The 6,761-nt window shown below is 62.0% G+C and carries 6 protein-coding genes; 2 read left to right on the top strand and 4 right to left on the bottom strand.

Features of this window, described 5'->3' with window-relative positions; all coding sequences use genetic code 11:
- The coding region (locus VN856_RS07560) for an enoyl-CoA hydratase/isomerase family protein (protein WP_325687675.1) at nt 1-644 on the bottom strand (644 nt) is incomplete at its 3' end.
- 290 nt (nt 645-934) lie between these two features.
- Nucleotides 935-1,408, bottom strand: coding sequence for a helix-turn-helix domain-containing protein (locus tag VN856_RS07555; RefSeq protein WP_325687673.1), 474 nt, complete (start codon nt 1,406-1,408; stop codon nt 935-937).
- 293 nt (nt 1,409-1,701) lie between these two features.
- Here VN856_RS07555 and VN856_RS07550 point away from each other — a divergent pair, with 293 nt between their 5' ends.
- The gene (locus VN856_RS07550) at nt 1,702-2,724 is read left to right on the top strand and encodes an alpha/beta hydrolase (protein ID WP_325687671.1); all 1,023 of its coding nucleotides are present in this window, start codon (nt 1,702-1,704) and stop codon (nt 2,722-2,724) included.
- A gap of 124 nt (nt 2,725-2,848) precedes the next feature.
- On the opposite strand, the gene VN856_RS07545 is transcribed toward VN856_RS07550, so the two are convergent.
- A complete protein-coding gene (locus VN856_RS07545) occupies nt 2,849-4,300 on the bottom strand; it encodes an aldehyde dehydrogenase family protein (protein ID WP_325687669.1) in 1,452 nt (483 codons plus the stop codon).
- A gap of 347 nt (nt 4,301-4,647) precedes the next feature.
- On the opposite strand from VN856_RS07545, the gene VN856_RS07540 reads away from it, so the two are divergent.
- Nucleotides 4,648-5,172, top strand: coding sequence for a nuclear transport factor 2 family protein (locus VN856_RS07540; RefSeq protein WP_325687667.1), 525 nt, complete (start codon nt 4,648-4,650; stop codon nt 5,170-5,172).
- 37 nt (nt 5,173-5,209) lie between these two features.
- Here VN856_RS07540 and VN856_RS07535 read toward each other — a convergent pair whose 3' ends face one another.
- Nucleotides 5,210-6,415 carry a cytochrome P450 gene (locus VN856_RS07535; RefSeq protein WP_325687665.1) on the bottom strand — a complete coding sequence of 402 codons (1,206 nt, stop codon included), beginning with the start codon at nt 6,413-6,415 and terminating at the stop codon, nt 5,210-5,212.
- Between the last annotated feature and the right edge of the window lie 346 nt (nt 6,416-6,761).

Below are 6,761 nucleotides of genomic sequence, written 5' to 3'. Positions count from 1 at the left end.
TGTTTGGCCAACTCCAACGGCCGCTTGTCGAAGCTGGCGACCCGTCGGGCGAAATTGTCGACGAACGCGTCGAGTTCAGCATCCGGAATCGCACGGTTGACCCACCCGTACTTTTCGGCCGTTTCGGCGTCGAAATCGTCGGCACCGACGATGATCTCCAGCGCGCGGGATCGGCCAGTCAAGGCGCTTAGCCATTCCGTCGCGCCGCCGCCGGGGACGACCGAACAACCGACCTCCACTTGGGCGAGAATTGCTTTTTCCTTGCTGGCGAAACGCATGTCGCAGGCGAGCGCCAACTCGCTGCCGTGGCCGCGAGCGCGCCCGCGCAGCTTTGCAACGGAAACGACCCGGGACTGTGCGAGCCGAGTGACGAACTCCGGCCAGCGTGTGAACTCTGCCGCACCCGGCACGTCCGGCACCGTCTCGTCTTCGAGGTCGTAGTGCGCGATGAAGTAGTCCGCGTTTCCGCTGTCGAACACGACGATTCGTAGCTCGTCAGCCGCGTCAATCCTGTCCATCAGCTGGTTAAGCGCGGCAAACATGCGTGGGTCGTACATATTGATCGGTGGATTGTCGATAGTCACTTGCCAGTACGCGGGCGAGACCTCGTTGATACGCAGACGGCCACCCAGATATTCGGTCATTTCCTTCTCCTTCGCTCCATCGCATGGGTCGAGACGAAGGCTTTGCCAACGCCACGTTGAACACTCTACCTATCTGACTTGTATTTTGCAAGTCAGATGTGGCCGCCGATCCGAAAGCAAAGCGATGTCCGATCTTGGCGGCGGGAAACCTCGCAGAATCCCAGCTTTGAACACGGCAGGGTGGGGGCGGCATGCCTTCAAGATTGGGTTCGAACGCGACTGCGTCACAAAGGATTTCGGATCACCCGTATCACGGAGTGCAATGCGACTGTGGTAGGGCTCAGCGTCGGTCAACTCTTGGCGGCAGGGCCCGGTCCGTCGAGCTGGACTTGGCTGCTGTCGATCGGTGATCCGAGTTCGTCGACGAACGAAACACTAACCTTCTCGCCGGAGGCGCGGTTAGCGCGCTGGCTGACTGGACCGGTCGGTAGCGGAAAATGCGCATCGCCCCATTGCTGCAGTGCGCCGAGCACGATAGCGAGGTCACGCCCCGCCGGCGTGAGGTGATATTCGGGACGTACTCGATCACCGGGGAGCTGATACTCGCGCTTGTCGAAGATGCCCGCGGCGACAAGTTTGCCCAGCCTGGTGATCAGCATGTTTGTAGCGATGCCGAGGTTCGCCTGAAAATCGGCGAACCGGGTGACCCCGGCGTGAGCGTCGCGAAGAATCAGCAGCGACCAGCGCTCGCCGACTACCGCGAGCGCACGTTCGATCGCACATTGAGCAGTGGGCGGCTGGTAAGGAGGTGTCGCAGAGGCCATTAGCGGATGGGTCGCCTTTAGGGTCGAGTTGTTGCTACCTGACGTGCATAATACAACTCAGGCCAGCAGGCCACGTATTCCATCAATAGGGCGAGCTCAGCCGGGGCGATGTCCACGCAATACCAAATTTTTGCTCCGCGGGGCTATCTGCATTAACGTCCACGGACGTGACCGACAGCGCGACCGCTCCCGTATCAGGCTCGAAGTCGAGCAAACCGGACGGGCCGCCGCCGAACACTAAATCGCAACGTCCATGGCTGATTCGGGCGAGAAATGCGGCAGGCACTGCGGGCATGCGGCTCGGCTTCGAGGTGATTGCGGCGATTCCCGACCCCGCCAAGCGGCTGATGGCGCGATCGATCACGATCGATGGGAACACGCTGGATCCCACCCTGCGATTGATGCTGGCCGGACAAAAGCTCACCGGCGTGGAGAGCATATTGACCGGTAAGGACCCAGTGACCAACCGGCTGCGGCTGCGGCGACAGACCAAGGTCATCGATCGGAATCCGGTGCAGGTTCGAGCGGTGGCGGACCTGTCGATTCCCGGCCCGGCAGGCTCGATCCCGGCGCGCCATTATTTTCCCGACAACGATGAAGTCGGCCCCCTGTTGATGTTCATCCACGGGGGTGGCTGGGTGATCGGTGATCTCGATACCCAGGACAACCTGTGCCGAGCAATCTGCCACGGTGCCGGCATTCACATACTTTCGGTGGACTATCGGCTGGCGCCAGAGCACCCTGCGCCCGCGGGGGTGGAGGACTGTTACGCCGCGTATCGGTGGGCGCTGGAGCACGGGACCGAGCTGGGCACCCGGCCGGGTGTGGTCGCGGTCGGCGGCGATAGCGCCGGCGGCAATCTGTCAGCCGTGATTTCTCGTCTCGGACGGGACGACGGCGTGCCGCCCGCGCTCCAGTTGTTGCTGTATCCATCGACCGATGCGCGGGGCGAAACGCGCTCGCGAGCCCTGTTCGCAAATGGGTTCTTCCTGACCGAGGTGGCAATGATTTGGTTCCGCGACCACTACCTCGGTGCATCGCAATTGGATCCAACAGATCCTCTGGTGTCGCCGGTGCTTGCCGAAAACCTCTCCGGCCTGCCTCGCGCACTGGTGATCACCGCCGGTTTCGACCCTCTGCGCGATGAGGGCGAAACCTATGCCACGGCAATGCGCGAAGCCGGAGTGGTCGTCGACCTCCGACGAATGTCGTCGCTGACGCACGGCTTCGCCAGCAACTGGCCGCTGGGAGGTGCCAGCGCGTCCGCGATGGCGGAGATCATCTCCGCGTTGCGTGCGCATCTGTGTTACCCGTGACACGAATCGCCACGGAGATGGGCGCCTAAAAGGTGCCGCTCCTGATGCGCACACTGGTCGCCGGAAGATCGAAAAGTGGCCCCAGCGTCACACCTGTCACAGCCGTAGTCTTCACGCCGGCGAGTCAGCCGGCCGGTACCGCGATGGTCTTCGTCTCGAGAAACTCCGCGAGTCCAGCCACGCCCATCTCCCTACCGACACCCGACTGCTTGTATCCGCCGAATGGCGCGTCCGGAGCGAACCAGACTCCGCCATTGACGCCAACGGTCCCCGTCCGTATCCGCCGCGCGACTGACATCGCACGGTCGGTGTCGGCGCCATAGACGCCCCCGGAGAGACCGAAGATGGAGTTGTTCGCGATCCGCACCGCATCGTCATCGTCGCTGTAGGGGATCACCACGAGCACCGGCCCGAACAATTCGTCCTGTGCGACCTCGCTATTGGGGTCAACATTGGTGAGCAATGTCGGAGCATAGAAGAATCCAGGCCCGTCGATCGGATATCCGCCGATTGCGAGCTGAGCACCGGCTTCGATCGCACGCTTGACGACGCTATCGACTTTTTCCCGCTGCGTTTGGCTGATGAGGGGTCCCATATAGGTGCCGGGCTCTGCCGGATTGCCCACCTTGACGTTCGACAGGTGGGCGGTGACCCTCTCGACGATCTCGTCGTGACGGGAGCTCGGGACCAGCAGCCGGGACGTGATCGCGCACCCCTGCCCAGCATGGGAGCAGATGCTCATCGCGGCGACGAGGGCAGGCATCTCGATGTCGGCGTCGTCAAGTAAGACCAGGGCGGATTTTCCGCCGAGCTCAAGGAACACTCGCTTCACGGTCGGACTGGCCGCCTCCATGATCCGACGGCCGACCGGCGTCGAGCCGGTGAAGGTGATCATGTCGACATCTGGATGAGTAGTCAGCAGCTCACCGACGGCAACCTCGGACGACGTGATCACGTTGACCACTCCGGCCGGAGTGTCAGTCTCGGTGGCGATGAGTTCTCCGAGCGCAACCGCGAGAAGTGGAGTCTGCGGCGCACCCTTGAGGACCACAGTGCAGCCGGCCGCCAGCGCCGGGGCGATCTTGGCGAGCGACAACTGCATCGGGTAGTTGTATGCGACGATCGCGGCAACCACACCGGCGGGCTCCCGCTCGACTATGCGGCGATGCATCGATCCCCGCGACTCCTGCACTCCGATGTCCTCGGTGAAGGAAAATCGCTCAGCCAGGTCGGCGTAGTAGGTGAGCAGGGAGATCGGGTCGTCGAGGGCCGGTCCGCCGACCAGCATTGGTGTGTGCCCGCACTCGGCGATAGTCAACTGGGCGAAATCCTCGCGGTGGCGCTGAAGCGCCTCGTGGAGTTGGCGCAAACAGCCGACCCGCTTGGCCACGTTCGTCGACCAGTCGGTCTCGTCGAATGCATGCCGCGCCGCTCGGATCGCACTCTCGGCGTGCTCGATCGTCGCGTCGGGGGCCTCTTCGATGACGTTCCCTGTTGCTGGGTTGACCGAGGGGTAATGCCGACCCGGATCCACGCGTTGACCGTCAATAAGCAACCGTCGCAAGGCTTTTCCCATCCGATCTGGCACGCGGACCGCCGGTGAGTGGCGTCTTACCGCAATATGACGACACAAGTGTGTCGCGAATTGTTTCCGTTCGTCAAGGATGGGCCTTCGACGTACGCGGCGGCGCGACGAATCCCCGCCCTCGTCCACTCGTGCATTTGCGTCACTCTGAACCGGCGGCCTGACTCTACTCGCCACCCGTCGCGATGGCGGCAACACCGCCTCGTGATGAGTTGCTACAGCGGTCAATTCGTGATCGACTATCCGGCGGCACCAACGCCCCGAGTTGGCCGCCACCGCTGTGTGAAGGTGCGGCGTCGGGTTCATCGACCAGCGACATCTGAGTGCTACAGTGCCGGATGGCCGAAACGTGGCAACAAACGGCGATCGATCCAGCCGAGCTGCAGGCACTACTCGACCGCCAGGCGATCACAGAGCAGATTTACCGTTATTGCCGTGCGGTCGATCGACTCGATATTCCGTTGGGGCACTCGGTATTTCACGATGATGCGACCGCGAACTACGGGGAGTCGCTTTACCAGGGCGACGGACGCGGCGTGATTGATTTCATCTGCGCCTCGCATCTACTGACCCTCAACCATTCGCACCAGGTCAGCAACACCATCATCACCCTCGACGGTGACCAAGCCGGCAGTGAAGCGTACTTCCATTCCGCAACGCGGTTGATGCAGGACGACAAGGTCATGCAGATCCGGGTCTGGGGCCGCTACCTTGACGAGTGGTCGCGCCGGGATCGCTTGTGGCGCATCGATAAACGCCTGACTTTGTTCGACTTCGACGAAGTCCGAGAAGTCACCGAGATGGTCAGCCGCGAGGCCATCCGCGACCGCACCGATCCGTCTTACGCCGTGCTGAAAGACTGATGATGGGTGGGGTTCAAACCGGCGAGCTTGCGGGGACTTATCGGGATGCTCGTATCGGCACGTTGGCGTAACCGTTGACGTTGGTCATGGAGACGCGGCGGAGCTGGTCCGTGGCGACTTCAAACCAGGGCAACAAGTCAATCAAGTGGTCGAGAGCGATCTTGCTTTCCATCCGCGCCAACGCCGCGCCAAGGCAGCTGTGAATGCCATAACCAAATGCGAGGTTCTGCGCTTCGGCACGGTCCCGAGTGATATCGAAGGTGTCGGGATCGGTAAAGGCCCGTTCGTCGCGATTCGCCGAAGCCGGAAGAAGCATGACCGTCTTGTGGGCCGGAATCGTGGCACCGTGCACCTCCAACTGTTTGAGGCTATAGCGGCAGTCGTACTGCACCGGACCATCGAAGCGCAGGACCTCCTCGACCGCGTCTGAGATCTTGGTCCGGTCGGCGCGAAGTTGTTCCCATTGGTCTCGGTGCTTCGAAAACAGCACCATCGCGCTGCCGATCAACTTGGTGACCGTCTCTGCACCCGCGCCGCCCAGCAGCATGCAAAAGCCAACGATCTCAACATCGTCGAGTTTCGTCGTGGTGCCGTCGTCGCGTTCCACTTCGACAGCGATCAGGGCGCTGATCATGTCGTCGCGCGGTTCAGCGCGGCGTTGCTGAATGATGTTGTAGTACAGCAGGCCGTTTTCCTCTACCGCTTTTTTGCCCGCATCACTCATGGTCGCTGCGCCCGCTTCACGCTCCATCACCAGATCTTGGAAGTGCCTTACGGATTGGCGGTCCTCTTCCGGCACGCCGAGCATTGTGGTGATCACCTCGACTGGGAAATACGCGGAGAAGTCGGCAACCACGTCGAACGCGTCAGGGTCAAGGCGGGAGAAATACCGGTCGATCGTGGCGCGGACGATTGGCTCCTGCGCCGCGATGGCTCGCGGAGTGAAAACTCTGTTGACCAGACCGCGCATCCGACGATGCGCCGGCGGATCCATGAATTGGACCAACGGATCCTTTACCACTTCGCCAGTCGAGACTTGGTCCAAGGTGACTCCCCTGGCCGACGAGAAGGTCTCGAAATCCTTGAACGCCACAGCGACGTCTTCGTGCCGACTCAGGGCGTAAAAGCCGCGATCCTCGCTATGAAACACCGGCGCTTCGTCACGCAGCCGCCGGTAGATCGGGTAAGGGTCGTTGAAAAACTCGGCAGAGAACGGGTCGAACGCAACCGTCGAGATGGTCATCGGCACATCATCTACCGCGCACTGCCTAGCCGGAAGGTTATCGCCGCGCCACCACTACCGTGCACCCGACCAGGCCGACGAGCCGACGTCAATCTTGATATTGTCTGCTCCCGGTGAACTGCGTGGGCACCGCTTCGAGGGGATGGCTCGGCTCGGCGACATGCCCGACGAGGAGCGCCGCGAGTAGTCCATCAAGAACGGAACTTCTTCATCGAGTAGCAGACGGCGCCAATTGCTTTGCCAGATACGGAGCCGTGCGGCTGTGTTTCGCACGTGCCACCTTCTTAGGCGGCCCGGCCGCAACGACCCGACCGCCGTCGCTGCCGGCTCCCGGTCCCAGATCAAT

It is taken from the genome of Mycobacterium sp. (assembly GCF_035603715.1).
Classification (GTDB): domain Bacteria; phylum Actinomycetota; class Actinomycetes; order Mycobacteriales; family Mycobacteriaceae; genus Mycobacterium.
Note: the sequence above shows the minus strand (reverse complement) of the source record. Positions and strands in the feature narration are given on the sequence as shown.

Coding starts and splice junctions, on each gene's coding strand:
- VN856_RS07555 (WP_325687673.1), bottom strand. CDS start 1,408: ATGGCCTCTGCGACACCTCCTTACCAGCCGCCCACTGCTCAATGTGCG.
- VN856_RS07550 (WP_325687671.1), top strand. CDS start 1,702: ATGCGGCTCGGCTTCGAGGTGATTGCGGCGATTCCCGACCCCGCCAAG.
- VN856_RS07545 (WP_325687669.1), bottom strand. CDS start 4,300: ATGGGAAAAGCCTTGCGACGGTTGCTTATTGACGGTCAACGCGTGGAT.
- VN856_RS07540 (WP_325687667.1), top strand. CDS start 4,648: ATGGCCGAAACGTGGCAACAAACGGCGATCGATCCAGCCGAGCTGCAG.
- VN856_RS07535 (WP_325687665.1), bottom strand. CDS start 6,415: ATGACCATCTCGACGGTTGCGTTCGACCCGTTCTCTGCCGAGTTTTTC.